Annotated in this window: 22 protein-coding genes; 4 read left to right on the top strand and 18 right to left on the bottom strand. The window is 63.5% G+C overall.

Annotated features, from left to right (window positions below):
- Positions 1-107: 107 nt before the first annotated feature.
- The 5 genes from JCM7686_RS11795 to gltX form a co-directional block, all read right to left on the bottom strand.
- Positions 108-1,751 (bottom strand): CTP synthase, encoded by a 1,644-nt coding sequence (locus JCM7686_RS11795; RefSeq protein ID WP_020951052.1) that lies wholly within the window; start codon positions 1,749-1,751, stop codon positions 108-110.
- Positions 1,752-1,898: 147 nt separating this feature from the next.
- A complete protein-coding gene (gene secG, locus JCM7686_RS11790) occupies positions 1,899-2,390 on the bottom strand; it encodes a preprotein translocase subunit SecG (protein ID WP_020951051.1) in 492 nt (163 codons plus the stop codon).
- A 108-nt stretch (positions 2,391-2,498) separates the two neighbouring features.
- A complete protein-coding gene (locus tag JCM7686_RS11785; RefSeq protein WP_020951050.1) occupies positions 2,499-3,185 on the bottom strand; it encodes an SDR family NAD(P)-dependent oxidoreductase in 687 nt (228 codons plus the stop codon).
- 135 nt (positions 3,186-3,320) lie between these two features.
- Positions 3,321-4,613 (bottom strand): citrate synthase, encoded by a 1,293-nt coding sequence (gene gltA, locus JCM7686_RS11780; protein ID WP_020951049.1) that lies wholly within the window; start codon positions 4,611-4,613, stop codon positions 3,321-3,323.
- A gap of 51 nt (positions 4,614-4,664) precedes the next feature.
- The gene (gene gltX, locus JCM7686_RS11775) at positions 4,665-6,071 is read right to left on the bottom strand and encodes a glutamate--tRNA ligase (protein WP_041527319.1); all 1,407 of its coding nucleotides are present in this window, start codon (positions 6,069-6,071) and stop codon (positions 4,665-4,667) included.
- 119 nt (positions 6,072-6,190) lie between these two features.
- On the opposite strand from gltX, the gene JCM7686_RS11770 reads away from it, so the two are divergent.
- From JCM7686_RS11770 to JCM7686_RS11760, 3 genes are read left to right on the top strand one after another with little or no spacing between them, the layout of a single operon-like run.
- Positions 6,191-8,488, top strand: a complete 2,298-nt coding sequence (locus JCM7686_RS11770) for a ComEC/Rec2 family competence protein (RefSeq protein ID WP_020951047.1) — start codon at positions 6,191-6,193, stop codon at positions 8,486-8,488.
- A 3-nt stretch (positions 8,489-8,491) separates the two neighbouring features.
- Complete coding sequence (locus JCM7686_RS11765; RefSeq protein WP_020951046.1) at positions 8,492-9,070, top strand: heme NO-binding domain-containing protein; 579 nt, start codon at positions 8,492-8,494, stop codon at positions 9,068-9,070.
- Complete coding sequence (locus JCM7686_RS11760) at positions 9,067-10,089, top strand: GGDEF domain-containing protein (RefSeq protein ID WP_020951045.1); 1,023 nt, start codon at positions 9,067-9,069, stop codon at positions 10,087-10,089. Before JCM7686_RS11765 ends, JCM7686_RS11760 begins: the two co-directional genes overlap by 4 nt.
- Before the next feature lie 22 nt (positions 10,090-10,111).
- Here the strand turns inward: JCM7686_RS11760 and JCM7686_RS11755 are convergent, their stop codons facing one another.
- Positions 10,112-10,750, bottom strand: coding sequence for a GntR family transcriptional regulator (locus JCM7686_RS11755; RefSeq protein WP_020951044.1), 639 nt, complete (start codon positions 10,748-10,750; stop codon positions 10,112-10,114).
- 96 nt (positions 10,751-10,846) lie between these two features.
- On the opposite strand from JCM7686_RS11755, the gene JCM7686_RS11750 reads away from it, so the two are divergent.
- Positions 10,847-11,842 carry a bile acid:sodium symporter family protein gene (locus JCM7686_RS11750; RefSeq protein WP_020951043.1) on the top strand — a complete coding sequence of 332 codons (996 nt, stop codon included), beginning with the start codon at positions 10,847-10,849 and terminating at the stop codon, positions 11,840-11,842.
- A gap of 39 nt (positions 11,843-11,881) precedes the next feature.
- On the opposite strand, the gene JCM7686_RS11745 is transcribed toward JCM7686_RS11750, so the two are convergent.
- From JCM7686_RS11745 to JCM7686_RS11690, 12 genes are all read right to left on the bottom strand, one after another.
- Positions 11,882-12,727 carry an ATP-binding cassette domain-containing protein gene (locus JCM7686_RS11745; RefSeq protein ID WP_020951042.1) on the bottom strand — a complete coding sequence of 282 codons (846 nt, stop codon included), beginning with the start codon at positions 12,725-12,727 and terminating at the stop codon, positions 11,882-11,884.
- The gene (locus tag JCM7686_RS11740) at positions 12,724-13,566 is read right to left on the bottom strand and encodes an ABC transporter ATP-binding protein (protein ID WP_020951041.1); all 843 of its coding nucleotides are present in this window, start codon (positions 13,564-13,566) and stop codon (positions 12,724-12,726) included. Before JCM7686_RS11740 ends, JCM7686_RS11745 begins: the two co-directional genes overlap by 4 nt.
- Before the next feature lie 4 nt (positions 13,567-13,570).
- Complete coding sequence (locus JCM7686_RS11735; RefSeq protein WP_020951040.1) at positions 13,571-14,473, bottom strand: ABC transporter permease subunit; 903 nt, start codon at positions 14,471-14,473, stop codon at positions 13,571-13,573.
- Positions 14,470-15,477 (bottom strand): ABC transporter permease subunit, encoded by a 1,008-nt coding sequence (locus tag JCM7686_RS11730; protein WP_020951039.1) that lies wholly within the window; start codon positions 15,475-15,477, stop codon positions 14,470-14,472. Before JCM7686_RS11730 ends, JCM7686_RS11735 begins: the two co-directional genes overlap by 4 nt.
- Positions 15,478-15,554: 77 nt before the next feature.
- Positions 15,555-17,159 (bottom strand): ABC transporter substrate-binding protein, encoded by a 1,605-nt coding sequence (locus tag JCM7686_RS11725; protein WP_020951038.1) that lies wholly within the window; start codon positions 17,157-17,159, stop codon positions 15,555-15,557.
- A gap of 287 nt (positions 17,160-17,446) precedes the next feature.
- Positions 17,447-18,190 carry an HAD family hydrolase gene (locus JCM7686_RS11720; protein ID WP_020951037.1) on the bottom strand — a complete coding sequence of 248 codons (744 nt, stop codon included), beginning with the start codon at positions 18,188-18,190 and terminating at the stop codon, positions 17,447-17,449.
- 1 nt (position 18,191) lies between these two features.
- Entirely contained in the window at positions 18,192-19,271 is a 1,080-nt protein-coding gene (locus tag JCM7686_RS11715) for an aminotransferase class V-fold PLP-dependent enzyme (RefSeq protein WP_020951036.1), read from the bottom strand.
- Entirely contained in the window at positions 19,271-20,041 is a 771-nt protein-coding gene (locus JCM7686_RS11710) for an ABC transporter ATP-binding protein (RefSeq protein ID WP_020951035.1), read from the bottom strand. Before JCM7686_RS11710 ends, JCM7686_RS11715 begins: the two co-directional genes overlap by 1 nt.
- Positions 20,038-20,829, bottom strand: a complete 792-nt coding sequence (locus JCM7686_RS11705; protein ID WP_020951034.1) for an ABC transporter ATP-binding protein — start codon at positions 20,827-20,829, stop codon at positions 20,038-20,040. Before JCM7686_RS11705 ends, JCM7686_RS11710 begins: the two co-directional genes overlap by 4 nt.
- Positions 20,826-21,644, bottom strand: a complete 819-nt coding sequence (locus JCM7686_RS11700) for an ABC transporter permease (RefSeq protein ID WP_020951033.1) — start codon at positions 21,642-21,644, stop codon at positions 20,826-20,828. Before JCM7686_RS11700 ends, JCM7686_RS11705 begins: the two co-directional genes overlap by 4 nt.
- Entirely contained in the window at positions 21,637-22,629 is a 993-nt protein-coding gene (locus JCM7686_RS11695) for an ABC transporter permease (RefSeq protein ID WP_020951032.1), read from the bottom strand. The genes JCM7686_RS11700 and JCM7686_RS11695 overlap by 8 nt, the downstream gene beginning before the upstream one ends.
- Positions 22,630-22,633: 4 nt before the next feature.
- Positions 22,634-24,238, bottom strand: a complete 1,605-nt coding sequence (locus tag JCM7686_RS11690) for an ABC transporter substrate-binding protein (protein ID WP_020951031.1) — start codon at positions 24,236-24,238, stop codon at positions 22,634-22,636.
- Positions 24,239-24,510: the final 272 nt, after the last annotated feature.

Below are 24,510 nucleotides of genomic sequence, written 5' to 3'. Positions count from 1 at the left end.
CGCACTTTGCCTCTGCCGCCTGCCGACAGCATTCCATAAAGGCAGGAGTCTCGAAAGACAAAAGGCGGCCACTGGGGCCGCCTTGTCATCATCGGTTTACAAAGGCCTCAGACCAGACGGTCGCTGTCCTTGGCCGCACGCACGAAATCGGCAAAGAGCGGCGCGGGCTCGAAGGGCTTCGATTTGAGCTCGGGGTGGAACTGGACACCGATGAACCAGGGATGGCCCTTGACCTCGATGGTTTCCGGCAGACGCCCATCGGGCGACATGCCCGAGAAGGTCAGGCCCGCGCCCTCAAGTTGCTCGCGGTAACGGGCATCGACCTCGTAGCGGTGGCGGTGACGCTCTTCGATCTGGGTCGCGCCATAGATCCCGGCGATCTTCGAGCCGGGCGAGAGGATCGCGGTATAAGCGCCAAGGCGCATGGTGCCGCCCTTGTCGTCGCTGAGCTTGCGCTCGACCTTGTGGTTGCCTTGCACCCATTCCTTGAGGTGGTAGACGACCGGGGTGAAGCGGGTTTCGCCCGCCTCGTGATCGAATTCCTCGGAGCCCGCATCGGCGATCCCGGCGGCATTGCGCGCGGCTTCGATGACGGCCATCTGCATGCCCAAGCAGATCCCCATATAGGGCACCTGCTTTTCGCGGGCATATTGCGCGGCGGCGATCATGCCTTCGGTGCCACGCTCGCCAAAGCCGCCCGGCACCAGAACCGCGTTGAAGTCCTTGAGCAGATTGGCCGCGCCTTCGCGCTCCAAAAGCTCGCTGTCGATCCATTCGGCCTTGACCTTGACCCGGTTCGCCATGCCGCCATGGGTCAGCGCCTCGGCGATCGATTTATAGGCGTCTTCCAGCTGGGTGTATTTGCCGACAACGGCGACGCGAACTTCGCCCTCGGTGTTGTTCAGCCGGTCCATGACATCTTCCCAGCGCGTCAGATCGGGACGCGGCGCCGGGCTGATGCTGAAGGCTTCGAGAACCGCGCGGTCAAGACCGGCGCGGTGATAGGCCAGCGGTGCCTCATAGATCGATTTGAGATCATAGGCCGGGATGACCGCATCGGGGCGGACGTTGCAGAAAAGCGCGATCTTGGCGCGTTCCTTTTCCGGGATCGGCTGCTCGGAGCGGCAGACGAGGATGTCCGGCTGCAGCCCGATCGAGCGCAGCTCCTTGACCGAATGCTGTGTCGGCTTGGTCTTGAGTTCGCCCGAAGCCGCCAGATAGGGCAGCAAGGTCAGATGCATGAAGACGCATTGGCCGCGCGGCCGGTCCTGGCTGAATTGGCGGATCGCCTCGAAGAAGGGCAGGCCCTCGATATCGCCGACCGTGCCGCCGATCTCGCAGAGCATGAAATCGACCTCGTCTTCGCCCACGGCGAGGAAGTCTTTGATTTCATTCGTGACATGCGGGATGACCTGAATGGTCTTGCCCAGATAGGCGCCCTTGCGCTCTTTTTCCAGCACGTTGGAATAGATCCGGCCCGAGCTGACGGAATCGGTGCGGCGTGCCGAGACGCCGGTGAAGCGCTCGTAATGGCCGAGGTCGAGATCGGTTTCCGCGCCGTCGTCGGTGACGAAGACCTCGCCATGCTCGAAGGGCGACATCGTGCCCGGATCGACGTTGAGATAGGGATCAAGCTTGCGCAGGCGGACGGTGAAGCCACGCGCCTGCAACAGCGCGCCAAGCGCGGCCGAGGCCAGCCCTTTGCCAAGGGAGGAAACCACGCCGCCAGTGATGAAGATGTAACGCGCCATTGGGCCCCCGTGAGTGTTCGCTATAAATCAAAAGCGGTCCGTCTGGACCGGCAATCACGGGAGTTAAGATATAACCGATTCGTCCCGTGGCCGCAACCGACCGCAAGTTATTGTAAAGGGCGCCAGAGGCGCCCCTAGTGATGGTGATTAGTTGCTGGCCGGTGCAGGTGTCGCCGGAGCAGGTGTGGCGGGCTCTGCCGGGGCAGGGGCCGCGGGCGTTTCCGCCGGAGGGGTTACGACCGGCTCGGCGCCGCTGGTGTTGTTTGCTGCCGGAGCGGCAGCAGTCGGCGGCGTCACCGGCAGGCCAGCGCTCGGCGGCGGCGCATAGCTCGGCGCGGCCGGCAGCGAGCTCGACGGCGCGGGCATGGTCGGCTTGCTCAGGTCAAGCTGATCGGCAACCGAGCTGCCTGCGGTGCCGCGTGCGGCCATGATGGTCAGCGTGACCGAGGTCACGAGAAAGGCGATCGCAAGGATCCAGGTGATACGAGTCAGCGCATTGGCCGCCTGACGGCCGGTCATGACGCCACCGCCACCTCCGCCGCCCATGCCAAGGCCACCGCCTTCGGACCGTTGCAGCAGAACCAGGGCGATCAGCGCCACGGCGAGGATCAGGTGCACGGTGAGGACGACGTTTTCCACAACGGGGCCTTTCTAAAAGCGACGGGTCTATCTAGTCGCCTGAACTCGGGTTGGCAAGCGCGCTCTGGCCCGCACTGCGGGAATTACGCGACGGGCTTTGGCGCGACTTTACGCGGCGGGCTTTGGCGCAAGAACCTCGGCCAGAATCCGCAGGGCTTCGTCCTTGCAGGGCGAGAGCGCGGCGCGGTCCTCGCCGGGGAAGAAGCGGGCGCGCAGCGCGGTCGGCATCGGCGCTGGGGTCGCAATCTCGATCCGCGGCCCGAGCTTTTCGTTCTCGGCCTGCCAGCTCTGCGCCAGCGCGATCTGCGCGCCTTTCGTGGCCCCATAGGCGCCGAAGAACTTCTGGCCCGCGCGCGGGTCGTCGAAGAAGAGCCCGGTGCCATCGCGCCCACGCAGCAAGGGCTCGAGCAGAACAATCAGCCCGCTTGCGGCGGTGACATTGAGATCAAGCGATTTCGCAAGGTCGCGCGGGTCGATATGACCGGCAGGCGACAAGGGCGCGGCATGGATCGCCGTATGCGCCCAAAGATCGACCCCGCCCCAGCGGCCCAGCACCGATTTGGCAAGCTGGATCATCGCCTCGGGATTGGTCACATCCATCGGCGCCAGCGTCGCCGAGCCGCCCGCCGCGCGAATGCGGTCGTCCAGCTCTTCGAGCGCGCCAGTGGTGCGGGCCACGGCGATGATATGCCAGCCCTGCGCGGCCAGCCCTTCGGCCAGCGCCGCGCCAAGGCCGCGGGAAGCGCCGGTGATCAGCGCGATTTTGGTCGGGTTGTTCGGGGCGTTTTCGGTCATGGTCCTCCTTTGGCATTGCCGGCTCTGTCACGCAAGCCCTGCGGCGCAGGCTGCGACAAAGACCGGGGCCAGAGGAGGACGCAGGGCATGAAAAAGCCCCGGAACTCCGGGGCTTTTCTGAGGTCGGTCCGAGGCTCAGCGGTTGCTGAGCGGGACGTAGCTGCGACGCTCGGCACCAACGTAAAGCTGGCGCGGACGGCCGATCTTGCTTTGCGGATCGGCGAGCATTTCCTTCCACTGTGCCACCCAGCCGACGGTCCGCGAGATTGCGAAGATCGGGGTGAACATCGAGGTCGGGAAGCCCATCGCTTCCAGAATGATGCCCGAGTAGAAATCGACGTTGGGATAGAGTTTCTTCTCGATGAAATACTCGTCTTCCAGCGCGATCCGCTCGAGCTCCTTGGCGACTTTCAGCGTTTCGTTGTCGTGGATGCCCAGCAGGTCCAGAACCTCGTCGGCCGATTCCTTCATGACCTTCGCCCGCGGGTCGAAGTTCTTGTAGACGCGGTGACCGAAGCCCATCAGCTTGAACGGGTCGTTCTTGTCCTTGGCCTTGGCGATGAATTCCGGGATCCGGTCAACCGTGCCGATTTCGCGCAGCATTTCCAGCGCCGCCTGGTTGGCGCCGCCATGGGCCGGGCCCCACAGGCAAGCGATGCCCGCCGCGATACAAGCAAACGGGTTCGCCCCCGAAGAGCCCGCCAGACGCACGGTCGAGGTCGATGCGTTCTGCTCGTGATCGGCATGGAGCATCATGATGCGGTCCATGGCCTTGGCGAGAATCGGCGAGACCACATAATCCTCGCAGGGCACGGCAAAGCACATGCGAAGGAAGTTCGAGGCATAATCGAGGTCGTTCTTCGGATAAACGAAGGGCTGACCCAGCGAGTATTTATAGGCCATTGCCGCGATCGTCGGAAGTTTCGCGATCAGGCGGATCGAGGCGACCTCGCGCTGCCAGGGATCGTTCACATCGGTCGAATCGTGGTAGAAGGCCGACATCGCGCCGACAACGCCGACCATGGTGGCCATCGGATGCGCATCGCGACGGAAACCACGGAAGAAGTTGTGCATCTGCTCGTGAACCATCGTGTGATGGGTCACGCGCTTGTCGAAATCGGCCATTTGCTCGGCATTCGGCAGCTCGCCGTAAAGCAGCAGATAGCTGGTCTCGAGATGGTTCGACTTGGCGGCAAGCTGGTCGATCGGATAACCGCGATACCACAGCTCGCCCTTGTCACCGTCGATGAAGGTGATGGTCGATTCGCAGGATGCGGTCGAGGTGAAGCCGGGGTCGAAGGTAAAGACATCGGCATCGCTGTAGAGTTTGCGAATGTCGATTGCGTCGGGACCTACCGTTGGAGAAAGAAGCGGCAACTCATATTCTTTGCCATGCACTTTGACCGTTGCGGATTTAGCATCTGCCATTCCGTTTTCCTTTCACCTGAACCCGGCCGAAGCCGGCAGTTTGTAAGGGCCTCAGCCCAACTGGTCCTGTAGTCGGGCCAGTGTTTCGTCGCGGCCGAGGGCCAGCATCATTTCAAACACGCTCGGGGTCGAACTGCGGCCCGCCAGAGCAGCGCGAAGCGGTGCGGCAATCTTGCCCAGACCCAGCCCATGCGCGTCTCCGATGGCCTTGGCACTCGCCTCAAGGTCGTCTCGAGACCAACTAACATTCTGCAATGCAGCAGTCAATTCTCCGAGTATACCACGGGATACCGAGTCGAGCGCAGCGAGTGATTTTTCATCAAGCTCGACCGGGCGCTCGATCAGGGCGAAATGACCCTGTTCCAAGAGCGCGGGCAGGGTTTTCGCCTTGGCTTTCAAGGCATCAAGCGCGGGCAGAAGGCGCTCTTTCTGAATGCTGGTCAGGGCCGGAGCCTCGGTTTCTGCGCGGAAGGCGTCGATCTCAGCCAACAGCGCGTCATTCTCCATCCGGGCGATGTGGAAGCCGCTGACATGTTCGAGCTTCTTGAAATCGAGCCGGGCCGGGGCCTTGCCGATCCCGCCGAGATCGAACCATTCGAGCGCCTGAGCATCGTCAAAGAGCTCATTGTCGCCGTGGCTCCATCCCAGCCGCGCCAGATAGTTGCGCATCGCCGCTGCCGGATAGCCCAGAGCCGCATATTCATGCAGCCCGACCGCGCCATGACGCTTCGAGAGCTTCTTGCCATCGGTGCCGTGGATCAGCGGGATATGGGCGAAAACCGGCACATCCCAGCCCATGGCGTGATAGATCTGGATCTGGCGCGCGGCATTGGTCAGGTGATCGTCGCCGCGGATGATATGGGTCACGCCCATATCGTGATCGTCCACCACCACAGCATGCATATAGGTCGGCGTCCCGTCCGAGCGCAGCAGGACCATGTCGTCGAGCTGGTCATTGCGGAAGGTCACATCGCCTTGCACCGCGTCCTGAATGACCGTCTGGCCATCGCGCGGCGCTTTCAGACGCAGCACATAGGGCGCGTCGGGATAGCTCGCGGGATCGGCGTCGCGCCAGGGGCTCTGGAAGAGCGTGCTGCGGCCCTCGGCCTTGGCGGCCTCGCGGAAGGCCTCGATCTCGTCCTGGGTCGAGAAGCATTTATAGGCGGTGCCATTGGCCAGCATCTCGCGCGCGACCTCGGCATGGCGGTCCTTGCGCTCGAACTGGCTGACCGGCTCGCCGTCCCAGTCGAGGCCGAGCCAGGTCAGGCCCTTGAGGATCGCCTCGGTCGCCTCGGGCGTCGAGCGCGCGCGGTCGGTATCCTCGATCCGCAGCAGGAATTTGCCGCCACGGCCGCGGGCATAAAGCCAGTTGAACAATGCGGTCCGCGCGCCGCCGATGTGGAGATACCCGGTCGGCGACGGGGCAAAGCGGGTAACGACGGGTTTTTCTGCGGTCATGGGAAAGCCTTGGTAACGAAGCTTGAAGATAGTTGGCATTTGTTAACGTTCCATAAAGGTGGACGTGCCAATCTCGGTTCCTGAAATACGCAAGCTCAGGGACAAGGACAAGGATCGGCGTGGTTTCTATCGAGCTGCCGGACCACGGAAAGGAAGGCCGGGCGCTTTCGTGGATTCGCCGGAAGATCCAGCAGGGCCTTGCGCGGCCAGCGCCGCGCAAGGGCACGCGCCCACGTCTGTCGCCCGTGACACGGGGCGGATTCACCATCTGGGTGCCGTTCTGGCTCTCGCTGGGTATCGGGCTCTGGTTCTGGCTGCCCGCCGATCCGGGGCCGGTTTCTTACGGCGTTGGAACCGGAGCTGTGCTGTTGTGCCTCGCCCTGCACGCCGCAGCGCGCAGGCTTGCGGAAGCCGGGCGGCTCGATTGGGCTCGCGCCGACATTCTGCGAATCGCATCATTGGCGCTGGCGCTTGTTCTGGGCGGATTTCTCTGCGCCGGGCTGCGCTCGGCGGCGGTTGCAGCGCCGGTGCTTGAGTTTCGCTATTACGGGCCGATCGAAGGGCGGGTGATCGACATTGATCGCTCATCCCGCGACCGCATCCGCCTGTTTCTTGATGAGGTCCAGCTCAAGGATACCCCGCCCGAACGGACGCCGGACAAGGTGCGGATTTCCTTCATGACCGTGCCGGATCTGCCGATGCCGGGTGAGCGGGTGATGCTGACCGGCCATCTCGGCCCTCCGCCCGGCCCGTCAGAGCCTGATGATTTCGACTTCCGCCGCAACGCCTGGTTCGAAGGGATCGGGGCGATTGGCTATAGCCGGACCCCGGTCATGACCGTGACAGAGGCGGTGCCCGGCGGCGTGCTGGCCATGCTCCGGATTAGGATGCGGCTTTCGGCGCTGATGCAGGGGGAGATCGGCGGGCAATCGGGCGCGGTCGCCTCGGCGCTGATCACCGGAGATCGCTCGGGCATTTCCGAGGCGACGAATGAGGTCATGCGCATCTCTAGCCTTTACCACATCATCTCGATTTCCGGCCTGCATATGAGCATGCTTGCGGCCTTCTCTTACGGGGCGATCCGGCTGATCGGGGTCAGCGCGATTGCGCTTGGCGGAAGCCTGCTCTGGCCCTTGCACAAGATCGCGGCGATCGGCGCAATCGTGATCGCGACCGCCTATCTGCTGCTCTCAGGTGGCGGTGTTGCGACCGAGCGGTCCTATCTGATGGTCCTCGTGATGCTTTGCGCGATTTTGGTGAACCGACGGGCGATTTCGCTGAGAACCGTCGCGCTGGCGGCGATTGCGGTGCTGCTCAAGGGCCCCGAGGCGCTGACTTCGCCCAGCTTTCAGATGAGTTTCGCCGCCACCGTCGCCCTGGTCATCGGCCATGGCTATTGGAGCCGGGTGTCGGGCTACGTCCCGATGATTTTCCACCAACCCGCCATGCTTCTGCTGACCTCGCTGGTCGCAAGCATGGCGACCGGCCCGATCGCGGCCGCCCATTTCGGACGGATCGCGCCCTATGGCATTCTCGCCAATCTGCTCGCGGTTCCGATTGTCGGCACGATTGTCATGCCAATGGGGGTTATCTCTGTCATTCTGGCGCCTTTTGGCCTCGCCGGACCAGCGCTCTGGCTGATGGGGCTTGGCACGAGCTGGATGCTGGATATTGCCGAGGCAATTGCTGGGCTGAAAGGGGCGGATCTTATCGTCGCTGCGCCCCCCTCCAATGTCCTGCCGCTGATCGGCAGCGGGATGATGCTGGCGGCACTTCTTGGGCCGCAAATGAGAAAGCCCTCGGGACTCATGAGAAAACTGGCAATTTTCAGCCTGCCCGCGAGCTTGCTTGTCGTCGGCTCGGTGCTTTGGATCTCGTCGAAGCGCCCCGAGGTGCTGATCTCGGCCGATGGCACCGCGATCGGCATTCGCGGAGGCGCTGGCCGGGTGCCGTCCAAACCGAGCGGCGGTAGCTTTTCGGTCGAGAACTGGCTTCACAATGACGGCGAGGCCGTGTCTCAAAAGACCGCCGCTGCGCGCGATCTCTGGTCGGGTCCCGCCAATGCGCGCGACGCACGAGCGGGCCCCGATGCCAACCCGATTGCGGTGATCCATTTGACCGGAAAAGGCGCGGCAGAGGCTTTGCCCCAACGCTGCAAAGCCGCAACCGTGATTGTCAGCGATCAGCTTCTCACTGGCTCCGGGCCGGTGCGCGGACCGTGTTTTCTCCTTGATCGGCGCCGGCTCGATCGGACTGGAGCTCTGGCTCTGTTTCGGCAGGGCGATAGCTACCGGGTCGTGTCGACAACCGTGGTTCATGGGCGACGCCCGTGGAACCGTCCACGCGTCGCGCCCGCCGAGCGGCTCGCGGCCGAATTGACGACCTATCTCACTCCCCCTCTCTCAGCCCAGAGGTGATCCATGCTTGGACTGGTTAACCGTTCGATCGAGGTTTTTTTGCGCACCACCTATGGCGAGCCGCTGTGGCAGGAGGTTGCCCGAAAGTCATCCATAGATGTTCGGGGATTCAATAGTTTGCGCGAATATAAGGACGATCTGACCACGACCTTGTTGCGCAATGCGGCAGCAAAACTCGGCAAACCAAGCCTCGACATCCTTGAGGATACCGGCGCCTGGCTGGTCCGCCTCGAGCCGATCCGGCGCCTGCTGCGTTTCAGTGGCAGCGATTTTGCCGAATTCGTCGCCGCGCTCGAGGAGCTGCCGGGACGCGCGCGCATGGCGGTGCCGCGACTTCCGTTCCCGCCAGTCACCGTCGTCCGGCTGGGGCCCGATCATATCCGCATTTCTGGGCGGGATTGGCCATTTGGTTTGCAATGGATGCTTGCTGGCGCCTTGCGCGGAATGGCCGATGACTACGGCGTCCTCGTCATCATCGAGGCGCGGGTCGAAGCGGTCGAGATGAAGGTTCTCGTGGAAGGATATACAGACAGTCGGCCCTTCGATTTCTCGCCGCAATTGGAGCAGGGACACCCGCAATGATCCACCCCGAATTCATTCACACGACCTCGGTGAGCCTGCTTCTGCCGATGAGTCTGCATCTTTCGCCCGAGGGCGAGATTCTCACCACCGGGCCGACGCTACGCCGCTTGATCGGCAACGCGCGGCATTTCGATATGGCTTTTTCGATCGATCGGCCACGTCAGATCACCACGGGATTCTCGGGTCTTCATCCGGTTCTGCAAGAGGGCGGGCGGATTTTCCTGCGGTTGACCGCGCATCCCGAGACGATCATCCGCGGCCATGGCATTTTGATGGGCAATGGCGCCGCGCTGTTAAACTTTGGCTTTGGCGTCGGGCTGTCGGATGCCGTGCGAAACTTTAAACTCTCGGACGCCGATTTCGCGCCCTCCGATCTGGCGCTCGAGCTTTTGTTTCTGCACGAGGCCAATGTCGCCGTGCAAGGAGAGCTGTCGCGGTTCAATCTCAACCTCGAAGAGGCGCGCAAGGCTGCCGAGGTGCAGGCCTATACCGATCCGCTGACCGGGCTTTACAACCGGCGCGGCCTGGATGTCGCGCTTGGCACGGCGTTGCGAGAGGCCGAAAAGCTGCCCTTCGCGGTCGGGCATGTCGATCTTGACCACTTCAAAGAAGCGAATGACCAATATGGCCATGCCGCGGGCGATCTCGTGTTGCAGCGGGTCGCGAAAATTTTGCGCGAAGAAACACGCTCTTGCGACACCGCCGCACGCGTTGGCGGGGATGAGTTCGTGCTGATCCTGCCCTCGCCGGGAGCCTCACCCAATCTGCTAAAGCTCGCGCGGCGCATCATTACCCGGATCGAAGAAGGGGTCTGTTTCGAGGGCCAGCAGCTTCATGTCTCTGCGAGCATCGGCTTTTCGGAATCGAGTTTTTACGCGTCTCCGGAGTCGGCCCGGATGCTCGCCGATGCCGATACTGCGCTCTATCAGGCCAAGAAAGAGGGGCGGGCGCGGGCGGTGCTTTATGGGCGCAGCCGCGATCTGGAGGGCAGCTTTTCAGAGCCGAGACCGCAGATCTGAACCGCGCCCGAACTAAACCACCTTACGACGGCAACAGCGGCAAGGCGGCGGCCATGGCGTGGCGCAGATGGCTGCGCATGGCGCGCGCCGCGCCTTGGGCGTCGCGGTCGCAGATTGCCTGAACAATCTGGCGATGCTCGTCGTGAGAATCGCCAACCCGCGCGTCCGAGCCAAGCTGGGCCCGGCGCAACATTTCGAAACGTCCACGCAGATCCTTGGCAATCTCGGCCAGTTGCGCATTGCCGCAGGCATTGCAGATCTGGTCATGCAGGTCAGTGTTCAAGCGGCGGTAAAGATCGTGATCGCCGTCCTGTCGCACCTGAGCCATGCGCTCGACCAGGGTTTCCAAGGCAATCGCGCCGGAAATCGAGATACGCCCCGCAGCCAGAGAGGCGCAAAGCGCCTCGATCTCGGACAAAGCTTCAAAGGATTGCGCCAGAAAGGCGGGATCGGGCGCAATCACCTCGACCCCGCGATAGGGTTTGCGCAAAGCAAGGCCGCGCCCGCATAGCTCGGTCAGCGCCTCGCGCACCGGGGTGCGCGAGAGGCCATGCGATTCGGCCAGTGTTTTCTCGTCGAGCCGCGCCCCCGGGGCGATCCGCCCCTCAAGAATGGCCTCGCTCAGAAAATCGGCGAGGCGCAAGGCATGGGTTTCGCTCATTTTCGGCTCCGATTGATGTGTCCCGGAAAACTTTCCTTGGATCGTATGCAATATAGGGGTAATTAGCGGTCAGAAAATACAAAACTGGCAGATAAGATGGCGATTGCACAAATTGAGGCGAGTTTGAAGCGGGTCGGCCTTGACCGCTATATGATGTTGCTCATCCTGATGGTGGTTCTGGCGACGCTGCTTCCGGCGCGCGGTGCCTCGGCCGAGGTGCTGACGCAGGTCACCTATTGGGCGGTGGGGCTGCTCTTTTTCATCTATGGGGCGAAGCTCTCGACCGCGACGATTCTCGCCGGGCTGTCGAATTGGAAGCTGCAGATCTCCTGCCTGATGTGCACCTATGCGGTCTTTCCGCTGCTCGGCCTTGCGCTGGCGCCGATCGCGAGCCTTTATCTGCCCTCGGCCTTCGCGATCGGCATCCTCTATATCGGCTGCCTGCCTTCGACCGTGCAAAGCTCGATCGCCTTTACTTCGGTGGCCAAGGGCAATGTCGCGGGCGCGGTTTGCGCGGCCTCGGTCTCGAATATCCTTGGCGTCTTCATGGCGCCTTTGCTCTTCGCGCTGCTGATCCCCTCGAGCACCGGGGTCGAGATCGGCGCCGATGCGGTCTGGAAAATCCTGCAACAGATTCTGCTTCCCTTCGCGGTCGGGCAGCTGTGTCGGCCGTTGATTGGCGGCTGGCTCAATCGGCATAAGCAGATCACCGGCATCGTTGACCGCGGCTCGATCCTGCTCATCGTCTACTCCGCCTTCAGCGCAGGCGTGGTTAACGGGATCTGGCATGTGGTCGATGCCCAGCACATGTTCGGGCTGTGGCTGCTGGTCGCCTTCATGCTCGCCGCCGGGATGACGATTTCGATGCTCGCGGGACGAGCAGGCGGGATGGATCGCGGCGATCTGGTGGCGCTGTTTTATTGCGGCTCGACCAAATCTCTGGCGACGGGGTTGCCGATGGCGGGGGTGCTCTTTGCCGGACAGGATGTCGCGATGATCGTGCTGCCCTTGATGTTCTTCCACACCACCAAGCTTTTTGCCTGCGCGATCATCTCGCAACGGCAGGCCATGGCAATCGCTGCGACCGCTTGAGGGCGTCAGAGTTCCGGGCGGAGACCGCCCGGAACAGGATCAAACCTCTGCCGCCAGGGCCCGCGCAGCGGCGCGCGCGGCGACCCGTTTGCGGATCGCCTCGATATCGGTGACCGGGGTCGCGGCGAAGAGCTCGCGCGTATAGGGGTGCTTGGGATCGGCGAAGACCTCTTCGCGACTGCCCTGTTCCACTGCTTCGCCCTTGTGCATCACCAGGACATCATCGGCGATATAGCGCACGACCGAGAGGTCATGGCTGATGAAGACATAGGCGAGGTTGAACTCATCTTGCAGATCGGCCAGCAGGTTCAGCACCTGCGCCTGAACCGAAAGATCGAGCGCCGAGACCGGCTCATCAAGCACCAGCAGCGTCGGGTTGAGCATCAAGGCCCGCGCAATCGCAATGCGCTGGCGCTGGCCGCCCGAGAACATATGCGGATAGCGGTTGAAATGCTCGGGCCCGAGCCCAACCTTCACCAGCATCGCTTCTGCCCGCTCGCGCCGCTCCGCGGCGGGGGTATTTGTGTTCAGGAGAAGCGGCTCCATCAGCACATCGCCGATTTTCTGGCGCGGGTTGAGGCTGCCATAGGGGTTTTGGAAGACCATCTGCACCTTCGAGCGCATCTCGCGGTCGGGGCGGTGTTTCGAGATGTCGACGGCTTTGCCCTCGATGCGGATCTCGCCGCCCGAGGCCGGGTCGATCAGCGCGACGATCCGGGCGAGGGTCGATTTGCCCGAACCGGATTCGCCGACGATGGCGAGCGTTTGGCCGCGCTCGACCGAGAAGCTGATCCCTTTGACCGCGCGCACCGTCTTGGCCGCGCGCATCATCGAGCCGGGGATGAGATAGTCGCGCACGAGGTTATGGGCTTCGACGACGCTCATGGGCGGACCTCCGGTTTGGCCATGAAGTCCGCGACCGTCGGCAGGCGGTCTCCGGTCGCGTTTTCCGGCAGGGCCGAAAGCAGCGCGCGGGTATAGGGGTTTTGCGGGTTTTCAAAGAGCGTCAGCACATCGGCCTCTTCCATTTTATGGCCCTTGTACTGGACGGCGACGCGATCGGCGGTTTCCGCGACCACGCCCATGTCATGGGTGATCAGGATCAGCGCCATGCCCGAGCGTTCCTGAATCTCGGTCAGCAGATCGAGGATCTGCTTTTGCACGGTCACGTCGAGCGCGGTGGTCGGTTCATCGGCGATGAGCAGGCGCGGCTCGGTCGCGATGGCCATGGCGATCATCACGCGCTGGCATTGTCCGCCCGACATCTGATGCGGATAGGCTTTGAGCTTTTGCTCGGGGTCGGGCAGGCCGACCTGGCGGAAGAGCTCGAGCGCGCGGGCGCGGGCGGCGCGGCGGTCGAGGCCCGCGTTGAAGCGCAGGACTTCCTCGATCTGATAACCCGCCGTGAAGGAGGGGTTGAGCGAGGCGATCGGTTCCTGGAAGATCATGGTGATCTCTCGCCCGATGATCTTGCGCCGCTCTTTGGGGGAGAGCTTGAGAAGATCGCGGCCGTCGAAGCGCATCTCATCGGCGGTGACGGTGGCGGTGTCGGGCAAGAGCCCCATCACCGCCAACATCGAGACCGATTTGCCCGAGCCCGACTCGCCGACGATGGCCAGCACATCGCCCTTGTCCACAGTCACGTCGATCCCGTCGACCGCAGTGAAGCTACCGGTCGAGGTCGCGAAGCGGACGGTGAGGTTTCTGATGGAAAGAAGTGCCATATCCTCAGCTCCGCTTCAGTTTCGGGTCAAGCGCGTCGCGCAGCCCGTCGCCCATCAGGTTGATCGCGAGAACCGAGATCAGGATGGCGAGGCCGGGCAAAGTGACGACCCACCAGGCGCGCAGGATGAATTCACGCGCCTCGGCCAACATGGTGCCCCATTCCGAGGCCGGGGGCTGGGCGCCCATGCCGAGAAAGCCCAGAGCCGCCGAGTCGAGCACCGCCGAGGAGAAGGAGAGCGTCGCCTGAACGATCAGGGGGGCGAGGCAGTTCGGCAGGATGGTTTTGAACATCAGCCGCAGATTGCCCGCGCCCGCGACACGCGCCGCCGCGACATATTCGCGCTCGCGCTCGCCCATCACCGCCGCGCGGGTGAGGCGGGCGAAATGGGGCTGGTAGACGATGGCGATGGCGATCATCGCATTGGTCAGGCCCGGGCCAAGCACCGCGACCAGCACCAGCGCCAGCAAGAGCGAGGGGAAGGCCAGAACGACATCCATGACGCGCATGATGACGTTATCGACCCAGCCGCCGAAGAAGCCCGCGATCAGGCCGATGATGATGCCGCCGGTCAGGGCGATGGCCACAACGACGATGCCGATAAAGAGCGAATATTGCGCGCCATAGATCAGCCGCGACAGGATATCACGTCCGACCGCATCGGTGCCGAGCAGGAAGCCCGCGCGACCACCCTCTTGCCAGATCGGCGGCACGAGGAGCGCGTCGCGATATTGCTGGGTCGGGTCATGGGGGGCGATGACCGAGGCGAAGACTGCGGTCAGGACGAGAAGGACAAAGACGACAAGCCCCGCCACCGCGCCCCGGTTCTGGCTGAAGTAGAACCAGAACTCCTTGAGCATCCGGCGACGGATCGCGCTGTCCGAGATTTTGACGGTTGCGTCGGTCATTTGTGCCGGATCCTCGGGTTGATGAGACCATAGGTCAGGTCGACGATCAGGTTCACGATCATCACGATGGCGGCGATCAGCAGAAGGCCTGATTGCACGACCGGATAGTCACGCCGCGAGATCGAGTCGATCATCCATTTGCCGATCCCCGGCCAAGAGAAAATCGTCTCGGTCAGGATCGCGCCCGCCATCAGCACGCCGATTTGCAGGCCGATGGTGGTGATGACCGGGATCATCGCATTGCGCAAAGCATGGACGCCGATCACACGGGTCGGGCTCAGGCCCTTGGCCTTGGCGGTGCGGACATAATCCTCGCCCATGACTTCGAGCATGGCCGAGCGCGTCTGGCGCGCGATCACCGCAAGCGGGATCGTGGCCAACACCACAGAGGGCAGGATCAGGTGTCTGACCGCCGAGGCGAAGGCGCCTTTCTGGCCCGACAGCACGCTGTCGATCAGCATGAAGCCGGTCACGGGCGGGAAGAAATACATCAGCGAGATGCGCCCCGACACCGGGGTCCAGCCAAGCGTGCCCGAGAAGAAGATGATGAGCAGCAGCCCCCACCAGAAGATCGGCATCGAAAAGCCGATCAGCGCCCCGGTCATCGACAGCTGGTCAAACCACGAGCCGCGCTTGATCGCCGCGATCACGCCAATCGGCACGCCAATCGCCGTCGCGAGGATGATCGCGACCAGACCAAGCTCGATCGTGGCGGGAAAGAGCGCGAAAAACTCGGTCAGGACCGGCTTTTTCGTGACAAGCGAATTGCCGAAATCGCCGTGGAAGAGGTTGTTCAGATAGAGCAGATATTGCTGCCAGATCGGCTTGTCATAGCCGAGTTGTGCCGAAATCACCGCGTAACGCTCGGCCGAGACGCCGCGTTCGCCGGCCATCAGCAGGACGGGATCGCCGGGCAACAGCCGGATGAAACCGAAAGCGACAATCGTAATCCCGAGAAAGGTCGGGATCAGATAGAGGATTTTCTTGAGGATGAATGTGAGCATCGAACCCTAGCCCGATGGGCCGCGCAAAGGGGGACTCCCTCGCGCGGCCCGTTCAGTGTAAATGTCGATTTCGTCTGTTATTCAGTGAGATCTACATTATCGAAAGCGTAGTCGCCAAGCGGAGACTGCACAAAGCCCGTCACGTTCTTCGCCATCGGGACATATTGGGTCGAGTGAGCCAGCGTGGCCCAAGGCGCCTGATCCTTGAAGATGACCTGAGCCTCTTCGTAAAGCTTCACACGCTCGTCGTGATCATTGGCGACCTTGGCTTTGGCCAGCAGATCCGAGAACTCCTTGTTGCACCAGAAGGCGCGGTTCGCACCGGCATCATTGGCCGCCGCGCAGGAGAGCAGAACCGAGAGGAAGTTGTCCGGGTCGCCATTGTCGCCGGTCCAGCCCAAGATCACCGCGCCCTTGCGGGTCGGGTCCATCGACTTCTTGAGATACTCGCCCCATTCATAGGAGACGATCTCGACCTTGACGCCGATCTTGGCGAAATCGGCCTGCATCATCTCGGCCGCACGACGGGCGTTCGGCATATAGGGACGCTGCACCGGCATCGCCCAGATCTCCATCGAGAGATCCTTGACGCCTGCTTCCTCGAGCAGCTTTTTCGCGGCTTCGGGGTTGTATTCGTCGTCCTTGATCGCGTCGTTATAGCTCCACATGGTCGGCGGGATCGGGTTCTTGGCGACTTCGCCCGAGCCCTGATAAACCGCTTCGACCAGCGCTTTCTTGTCCATCGCCATGTTCAGCGCCTTGCGGACTTCCGGCTTGTCGAAGGGCGCGATCGTGGTGTTATAGGCGAGATAGCCGACGTTCAGACCGGCTTGTTCGTCCAGTTTGAGGTTCGGATCGGCCTTGATCGCGGCGATGTCGGCGGGTGCCGGGAAGGGCATCAGCTGGCATTCATTGGCCTTGAGCTTTTGCAGACGCACGGCGGCATCGGGCGTGATTGCAAACACGAGATCGTCGATCTTCGGCGCTTCGCCCCAGTAATCGGCGTTCTTCTGATAGCGGATGACCGCATCTTTCTGATAGGCGACGAATTTGAACGGGCCCGTGCCGATCGGCGCGTTGTTCAGATCTTCCTTGGTCCCGGCCTTTTCAAGCGTATCGGCATATTCTTTCGACACGATCGACAGGAAGGGCATGGCGATATTGGCCATGAAGGGCGCTTCAGGCTGGTTCAGCGTGAATTTGACGGTGTTGTCGTCGATTTTCTCGATGCTCTTGATGAGCTTGTCCATTTCCATCGAGCTGTAATACTCGAAGGTCAGGCCCGGAATATATTCATGCCACGGGTTATCGGCCTTGCCCTGACGCTCAAAGCTGAAGATCACGTCATCGGCATTGAAGTCGCGGGTCGGGGTGAATTTGTCATTCGACTGGAATTTCACGCCCTTGCGCAGATGGAAGGTGTATTCCTTGCCATCTTCGGACACGTCCCAGCTTTCCGCCAGAGCGGGCTCGACCTCGGTCGTGCCGGGCTTGAACTGGGCCAGACGGTTATAAACGGCATGGGCCGAGGCATCGAAGGTCGTGCCGGCGGTATAGGGCGCGGGATCAAAGCCCTCGGGCGAGCCTTCCGAGCAATAAACGAAGGTTTTGGCGTGGAGCGGCGCAGCGGCCATCACGGCCAGAGCGGTGGTCGCGAGGAACCGCTTCGAGAGAAAAGACATAAGGCCTCCCAGGTCTGAAGTTTCTTCTCTCTCTGATGCAACCCAATCCGCGCCACGGGTCAAGTAGCGTGAGCGTTGGTTTCGTTAAAATGGCGGGTTCCATCACGCAAAATGACGAAAAAGAGAGGGGCAAGGACTGCAAATCGCCCGAAGGCGCGCATTTGCCGCAGGAGGCGCGAGCGGGCTTTGTGAAGGCTGCCCTTAGGGAAAGCAAGCGTTCGATTCTTTGCCCGAGAGAGGCGAGGGGGTGCCCTGACGGTCGCGCGTTGGTGGCGGGCAGAGCGCGCTCAGGCGGCGGCGCGCACCAAGGGCAAGATCGCGCTCAGGCTGGCGACCCGCGCATCGGCCTCGGGCGGGGTCGGGGCGGTGGGATCTTCGGAATAAAAGACCGTGGCCAGACCCAGAGCCTTTGGCGCGGCAATATCCCAATTCGGATCATCGCCGATCATCCAGCTGTCCTGTGCCGGGCTCTCCAGATCCGACAAAATGGCTTCATAGACGCGGGGGTCGGGCTTGCCTTCGCCGAATTCCTCTTCGATCTGGATCGCCGCGAAATGGCGGGCGAGGTCGAACCGCGCGATTTTACCGCGCTGGCGCGGCCCCGAGCCATTGGTCAACAGACCCAGCCGGATCCCCAGTGCGCCAAGCGCGTCGAGCATCTCATGGGCGTCGGGTTTCAGCGTGATCGTCTCTTCGAGGAAGCTTTCGAAGCGGTCGGCAATGCGGTCGGCATCGACGCCATGCAAGGGCTCGGAGGAGGGCGGGCGTTGCAGATTGAGCCGGTGAAAGGCCGAGCGCACGACCCGGCGCCGCGTCTCGTCACCCTCGAGCCGCCAAAGTTTGCGGTGCTCTTCCTCGGCGAGAAAGTCGAGCACGCGGGCCAGCACCTCAGCCGTGACCCAGCGGCTGTCATGCTCGCCCAGAGCCTCGGCATGTTCGGCGATGATCGCGCCCCAAGTCTTTTCCGGTGTGCGATAGGCGGTCAGCAAAGTGTCGTCGAGGTCGAAGATGATCGCGCGCGGAAAGAGCATCTCAGCCAAAGGCCTCTGCCGCCGCGCCAAGCGCCTGACCGGGATCGGCGGGCACGCCCAGCCGGTGCAGCCCATGGGCGATGGCGTTGAGATCGCTCAGCACCGGCTCAAGTGCTGCGCGTGGGCCGGTGTGGTTCAGCCGCAAAAGCCGGTCGCCCGCGGGGCCGACGCCAGCGCTTAGCGCATGGCCCTCGGGCAGCTCGGCCAGCAGATCGTCGGCAGACATGCTGTCGGGCACAGGCAGCGGGGTCACCAGATTGGACGCCTGATCCTCGGCGACCCAATTGCGCCCGACGAGCGCCAGCACCCCTGCGCGCGCGGCATTCGCGGCGCGGGCATGGCGGCGCTCGATCGCGGAAAGCCCCTCTGCCCGGACCCGGTCGAGGGCCGCGGCAAGGGCGTGGAATTCCAGCGCCGAAGGCGTGCCGGGCAGGGCGTGGCGGCCCTGATCGAGCCAGAGCGTTTTCTGATCGGCCAGCGAGAGGATCGAGGGCGCCTCGCCACCCGGGTGGACCGCGGCCCAAGCCCGCGGCGAGACCGACAGTGCCGAAACCCCGGCCTGACCGCCAAGCGATTTCTGCGGCCCCATCACGGCAATGTCGATGCCAAGATCATCGACCTCGACCGCATGGCCGCCAAGCGAGGCCACGACATCGACCACGGTCAGCGCACCTGTCGCTTGCGCCAGCGCCAGAATCCCCGCGAGAGGGTTCAGAATGCCGGTTGCGGATTCGGCATGGACGACCGCGACCAGATCGAATTTTCCCTGAGCCAGAGCCGCCTCGACCGCCTCAAGCCCGATCGGCAGGCCGGGGGGCGCGGTCAGATCGACGACCTCTGCCCCAGCGCGGCGCAGCCAGCCGCCAAACCAGCGCCCATAAAGGCTCGTCACGATATTCAGTGCGCGCAGCCCCGGGCGGCCAAGCGAGCTCGCGGCGGCCTCAAGGGCAACCACAGCCTCGCCCTGCACCAGCAAGACATCGTTTTTCGTCCCAAGCAGTCCCGCAATCGCATCGGCCAAAGGCGCGTAGCCCTCGGGCGGAAAGAGCGGCGCGTCGGGAAGGGGGGACCAGTCGGGCATCAGGGCACCTTGTGCAGTTCGGGGATGGCGGCGATCAGCCGCCGGGTCAGTTCGGTTTGGGGCGCGGCGATCAAATCAAGCGTCGGCCCGGTCTCGATGATCCGGCCCGCCTCCATCACCGCCGTGCGATGGGCAATCTGGCGCATCAGGGCCAGATCATGGGAAACGAAAAGATAAGCGACCCCGGTCTGATTTTGAACCCGCACCAGCAGTTCGACGATCCGCGCCCGCACCGAGGCATCAAGCGCCGAGACCGCCTCGTCGAGAATGATGAGCTTGGGTGCGCAGGCCAAGGCGCGGGCCAAAGCCACGCGCTGACGCTGCCCGCCCGAGATCTCGGTCAGGCGGCGATGGGTCAGATCGGGCGGCAGGCCGACCTGCTCCAGAAGCGCGGCGATCCGCTCGGGCCAGTCGGCGCGGGGCGCGATGCGGTGGATGCGCAAGGCCTCGGCAATCGCCCCGTCGACAGTTGCGCGGGGGTGGAAGGCGGCGGCGGGGTCTTGAAAGACCATCTGCATCCCCGCCCGCGCGCGCCGCAGCGCGGCACCTTTCAACGCCAGCCAATCCTGCCCGGCAAAGCGGATCTCGCCCTGATCAGGCGGTGTCAGCCGCGCCACCACCCGCGCCAGCGTCGATTTCCCCGATCCCGAGGGACCGACAAGGCCAAGCGTCTCACCCGCCGCAATCGAGATCGAGACATTGTCGAGCCCCTTGACCGGACGCGGGCCGGGAAAGGTTTTGGACAGGCCTTGGGCGTTCAGAAGGTTCATTCCCGCCCTCCGGAGGTCTGGCCGATCAGCACCGGCGAGCGCAGATCGACATGGGCGGCCAGCAGTTCGCGCGTATAGGGTTCGCGCGGAGCGTCGATGACCTGGCGCGCGGGGCCGGTCTCGACCAGCCGGGCATCGCGCAGGACCGCGATCCGGTCGGCGAGGCTGGCGGCCAGCGCCATGTCATGGGTGATGAAGATCAGCGTCATCCCCATCTCGCGGACGAGATCGTCCAAGAGGCGCATGATCTCTGCCTGCACCAGCATATCCAGCGCCGAGGTCGCCTCATCGGCGATGAGCAGCGCGGGACCGGCGGCAATCGCCAAAGCGATGGCGATGCGTTGACGTTGCCCGCCCGAGAATTGATGCGGATAGCGGGCCAGCGCGGCCTGCGGATCGGGCAGTTGGACACGCGCGAGCAGCGCCTCGGCACGGTCGCGGGCCTCGGCGCGGGAGAGGCGCAGATGCGTGCGGATGACCTCGACCAGCTGGGTCCCGATCGACAGGACCGGGTTCAGACTGCCGCCGGGATCTTGGAAGACATAGCCATAGCCCGCACCGGGGCGCGGGCGCTCAGGCGTCCAATGGATCTCGCCGGACTGACGGCTGCCCTGCGGCAAAAGCCCGGCCAGCGCCCGCGCGAAAGTGCTTTTGCCAGAGCCGCTTTCCCCGATCACGGCGAGCCTTTCGCCCTGCGCAATGGTCAGCGACAGCCGGTCGAGCGCGGGCCGCGTCGCGCCCGGATAGCGCACCGACAGCGCCTCGATCTGGGCGAAAGGCGCGCTCATCTGCGCCGTCCCATCAACGCCTGCGACAGCGCCTCGCCAAAGAGATAGACCGCGATCACGGTCGCGACCAGCGCGAGCCCCGGGATCACCGAGAGGTAAGCCGCCGAGCGGATCTGGTTGCGCCCCTCGGCGATCATCCCGCCCCAAGTGACGGCATTGGGATCGCCGAGCCCGAGGAAGGAGAGCGCGCTTTCGGTCAGAACCGCGCCCGCGACAATGACCGAGATCAGCGCCAGCACCGGGCCGAGCGCCAGCGGCATGATCTGGCGGAAGGCGATTTCGGCGGGATGCATGCCCATGACGCGGGCGGCGGCGACGAATTCGGCCTCGCGCAGCCGCAGCACCTGCGCGCGCGCCAGCCGGGCGGGGCCGGTCCAGGCGCCAAGCGCGATGGCAAGGATCACCCCGCCAAGCGAGGGCCCCATCGCCGAGACGAAGGCCAGCGCCAGCAAAAAGCCCGGCACGATCTGGAAGGCATCGACCAGACGCATCAGCGCCTCATCGACCAGCCCCCCGGCAAAACCCGCGAGCGTCCCGACCACCATCCCCGCCGCGATCGCCGTCAGCGCCGCCGCCAGCCCGACCAGAAGCGAGGTGCGCGCGCCGTGAAAGATCCCGGCCAGAAGGTCGCGGCCAAGCCGGTCGGTGCCGAAGGGAAAGGCGGCATCGGTGAAGGGGCGGATCAGCGGTTTCGCGACAATCGCCTGCGGGTCTCCGGGAAAGAGCAGGGGGGCGCTAAGCGCCATGCCGATCAGCAGGGCCAGCAAAAGCGTGCCCGCGATCCCCTCGGGCGTGGTCAGAAGCCGCCTAAGCATCGCGCCCTCCCGCGCCCGAGCCGACGCGAGGGTCAAGCAGGCCATAGGCCAGATCGACCAGAAGATTGGCGGCGATGACCAGAAGCGCGCTCGTCAGGATGATCCCCATCAACAGCGCGGAATCGCGCCCCGCGACGGCCTCTTGCGCCAGCCGGCCAAAGCCCGGAATGGCGAAGACGCTTTCGATGACCACGCTGCCGCCGAGCATTCCCGCCGCTTGCAGCCCCAGCATGGTGATCAGCGGCAAAAGCGCGTTTCGGGCGACATGGTTCAGCGTGATCCGGCGCTCGGACAGGCCACGGGCGCGGGCGGCCAACACATAATCCTCGCCCCAGACCTCGGCCATGCCCGCGCGCATCATCCGCAGGAAAAGCGCGAGATAGATCATGCCGAGGGCTGCAACCGGAAGGGCCAGATGCCAGCCGATGTCGCTTGCGCGCGCAAGGCCGGTCTTGCCCGAGGCGATGGTTTCCAACCCAGAGACCGGGAACCAGCGCAATTTGACCGCGAACAGGATCGAGAGCACCAGCCCAAGCCAGAAGCTCGGCACCGAGTAAAGTGCGAGCGAGCCGGTCGAGAGCAGGCGGTCGGCCAGACTGCCGGGGCGGCGCCCCGCGACAATGCCAAGGCTCGAGCCAAGCAGAAACGACAAAGCCACGGCGCTGCCCATCAGCCAGAGCGTCGGCGGCAGGCGCTCCCAGATGACCGCACCAATCGGGCGGTTCAGCGCCACCGAATAGCCGAGATCGCCCTGCGCCAATTGGCCGAGGTAGAAGCCCAGCCGCGCCCAGGCCGAACCATCGAGCCCATATTGCGCGCGCAGCTCTGCCGCGAGCGTGGCGCTGCCGCCGCCGATCGAGCCAAGATAGGCATCGACCGCATCGCCGCTGGCGGCATTGAGCAGGAAGAAGGTCCCGGCGATGACGATGACCAGCACCGGAATGCTGGTCAGCAGGCGCCGCGAGATCAGGCGCAGAACCGGCATGGGATCAGCCGTCAAGCTCCGTATCGGCCCAGGACGAGACCGCCCAACGCGGCGTATTGGCGATATTCTTGACCGCAGTGCTGGCGACCGAGGTGAAGGTCCAGTCGACGACATTGATCAGCGGCAGATCCTCGGTCACCTTGCGCTGGAAGTCCTGATAAAGCGCCACGCGTTTGGCCGGATCAAGCGTGACCAGCGCCTCGTCGATGATCTGATCGAGCGCCGCGTTCTTGTAGCCGCCCTGGTTCGAGAAGGGCACGCCGTCTGGAATGCCCGAGCGCACGAGGATCGTGGTCGAGATCGCGGGATCGGCGCGGAAGACGGTCGGGGCAATCGCCAGATCGAAAGCGTGATCGGTATAGACCGCCTTCTGATGCCCGGCGCTGTCATTCGAGACGATGGTCGCGTCGATGCCAATCTTGCTCAGCGCCTGACGCAGATAGTCGCCGAACTGCTTGGTTTCGTTGAAATAAGGCGCGGGCAGCAGGCGCAGCTTGAAGCGCACCCCATCCGCGCCCTTCTTGTAGCCCGCCTCATCTAACAGGGCATTGGCCTTATCGGTGTCGAAATCATAGCGCGTGACATCGGCGGTGTAGAAGGTCTTGGCGCTTTCCGGCACCGGGCCGGTCGCAATCGTGCCGTAGCCCAGAAAGATCGTATCGAGCACGAATTTCCGGTCGATGGCAAAAGCAATCGCCTGACGCACCTTCAGATCCTGAAGCTCTTTCGTGCGGTGGTTGATCTCGACGGTGAGCTGATAGGTCAGATCCTCATAGCCTTTGGTGACGACCTCCAGCCCATCGACGCTTTTGATCCGGTCGAGATCGCTGAGCGGCACCGCCGAGAAGCAGGCCAGCTGGACCTCGCCCGCCTCGAGCGAGCTTGCCGCCGCGGCCCTGTCGGGCAGGACCTGAAAGACGATCTCGTCGAGCAGGGGTTGGCCCTTTTGCCAGTAATCCGGGTTCTTTTTCAGCAGGTAATACTGGCCGGGCTTGTATTCGGCGAAGGTGAAGGGGCCGGTGCCGACCAGCGCGCTATTCGCGGGATTGGCCGCAATATCCGTGCCTTCATAGAGATGTTTGGGCAGCACGCTCGACACCACGGGCAGCGCGTTTTCGATGAGCTGCAAGGGCGTCGGTTTCGAGAAGCGGAAGACGGCGGTGTCGGGGCTGGGGGTCTCGACCTTTTCGAGATTGGCGAAAAGCTCGCGTCCGATGTTTTGCAGGGGCTTCCACACCTCCATCGCCGAGAAGGCGACATCTTCCGAAGTGAAGGGCTTGCCGTCATGCCATTTGATCCCGTCGCGCAGACGGAAGGTGATCGACAGCCCGTCCTCGCCCCCAGCCCAGCTGGCGGCGAGCAGCGGCTTGACGCCTTCGAAAGTGGCTTGGCCCAGAGTCTCGATCACTTTCGAGGCGATGAAGAACACGCCGTTCGAGGCGGCGATCGCGGGGTTGAGCTGGCGCGGCTCGCTGTCATTGGCGACGACCAGCCTGCCTCCTGCGCCCGCGGCCATGGCCATGCGCGGCAAGGCGGTCGAAACCAGCAATGCGGCGGTCGCGCCAAGCGAGGAACCAAGGAAGAAACGGCGGGTCAGCAGCGAGCTCATCGAAAACCTCCGGAGCCAGTCAGAATTCAGGGCCCGCAGATCCGGGTTGCGCAAAGGGTCTCAGGACTTTGCTCCGAATTCAAGCTTTTGCGGCGAATGCTGAAAATTAAAACTATCCTTCTTCAGTGCTGTGCAAAAAAGCCTCTGACATTCCGCCTGAATGCAAAAAACAGGGGCGCGAGTCCTTGTCTGACGCGAAGTCAGAAATATTTCCCGAAGGGTGTTCATCGGTGCGGCTGCCGGTGGCGAAAGGGGGAAGGGACGGGCGCTCG

Origin of the sequence: Paracoccus aminophilus JCM 7686 (genome assembly GCF_000444995.1) — a bacterium.
GTDB classification, from domain to species: domain Bacteria; phylum Pseudomonadota; class Alphaproteobacteria; order Rhodobacterales; family Rhodobacteraceae; genus Paracoccus; species Paracoccus aminophilus.
Note: the sequence above shows the minus strand (reverse complement) of the source record. Positions and strands in the feature narration are given on the sequence as shown.

Excerpts from the sequence above, each read along its gene's own strand:
- gltA (WP_020951049.1), bottom strand. The coding sequence starts at position 4,613 with ATGGCAGATGCTAAATCCGCAACGGTCAAAGTGCATGGCAAAGAATAT.
- JCM7686_RS11705 (WP_020951034.1), bottom strand. The coding sequence starts at position 20,829 with ATGAGCGCGCCTTTCGCCCAGATCGAGGCGCTGTCGGTGCGCTATCCG.
- JCM7686_RS11765 (WP_020951046.1), top strand. The coding sequence starts at position 8,492 with ATGCTTGGACTGGTTAACCGTTCGATCGAGGTTTTTTTGCGCACCACC.
- JCM7686_RS11735 (WP_020951040.1), bottom strand. The coding sequence starts at position 14,473 with ATGACCGACGCAACCGTCAAAATCTCGGACAGCGCGATCCGTCGCCGG.
- JCM7686_RS11725 (WP_020951038.1), bottom strand. The coding sequence starts at position 17,159 with ATGTCTTTTCTCTCGAAGCGGTTCCTCGCGACCACCGCTCTGGCCGTG.
- JCM7686_RS11785 (WP_020951050.1), bottom strand. The coding sequence starts at position 3,185 with ATGACCGAAAACGCCCCGAACAACCCGACCAAAATCGCGCTGATCACC.
- JCM7686_RS11695 (WP_020951032.1), bottom strand. The coding sequence starts at position 22,629 with ATGCCGGTTCTGCGCCTGATCTCGCGGCGCCTGCTGACCAGCATTCCG.
- JCM7686_RS11750 (WP_020951043.1), top strand. The coding sequence starts at position 10,847 with ATGGCGATTGCACAAATTGAGGCGAGTTTGAAGCGGGTCGGCCTTGAC.
- JCM7686_RS11730 (WP_020951039.1), bottom strand. The coding sequence starts at position 15,477 with ATGCTCACATTCATCCTCAAGAAAATCCTCTATCTGATCCCGACCTTT.
- JCM7686_RS11755 (WP_020951044.1), bottom strand. The coding sequence starts at position 10,750 with ATGAGCGAAACCCATGCCTTGCGCCTCGCCGATTTTCTGAGCGAGGCC.
- JCM7686_RS11740 (WP_020951041.1), bottom strand. The coding sequence starts at position 13,566 with ATGGCACTTCTTTCCATCAGAAACCTCACCGTCCGCTTCGCGACCTCG.
- JCM7686_RS11710 (WP_020951035.1), bottom strand. The coding sequence starts at position 20,041 with ATGAACCTTCTGAACGCCCAAGGCCTGTCCAAAACCTTTCCCGGCCCG.
- JCM7686_RS11690 (WP_020951031.1), bottom strand. The coding sequence starts at position 24,238 with ATGAGCTCGCTGCTGACCCGCCGTTTCTTCCTTGGTTCCTCGCTTGGC.
- JCM7686_RS11795 (WP_020951052.1), bottom strand. The coding sequence starts at position 1,751 with ATGGCGCGTTACATCTTCATCACTGGCGGCGTGGTTTCCTCCCTTGGC.
- JCM7686_RS11700 (WP_020951033.1), bottom strand. The coding sequence starts at position 21,644 with ATGCTTAGGCGGCTTCTGACCACGCCCGAGGGGATCGCGGGCACGCTT.
- gltX (WP_041527319.1), bottom strand. The coding sequence starts at position 6,071 with ATGACCGCAGAAAAACCCGTCGTTACCCGCTTTGCCCCGTCGCCGACC.
- JCM7686_RS11760 (WP_020951045.1), top strand. The coding sequence starts at position 9,067 with ATGATCCACCCCGAATTCATTCACACGACCTCGGTGAGCCTGCTTCTG.
- JCM7686_RS11720 (WP_020951037.1), bottom strand. The coding sequence starts at position 18,190 with ATGCTCTTTCCGCGCGCGATCATCTTCGACCTCGACGACACTTTGCTG.
- JCM7686_RS11715 (WP_020951036.1), bottom strand. The coding sequence starts at position 19,271 with ATGCCCGACTGGTCCCCCCTTCCCGACGCGCCGCTCTTTCCGCCCGAG.
- JCM7686_RS11745 (WP_020951042.1), bottom strand. The coding sequence starts at position 12,727 with ATGAGCGTCGTCGAAGCCCATAACCTCGTGCGCGACTATCTCATCCCC.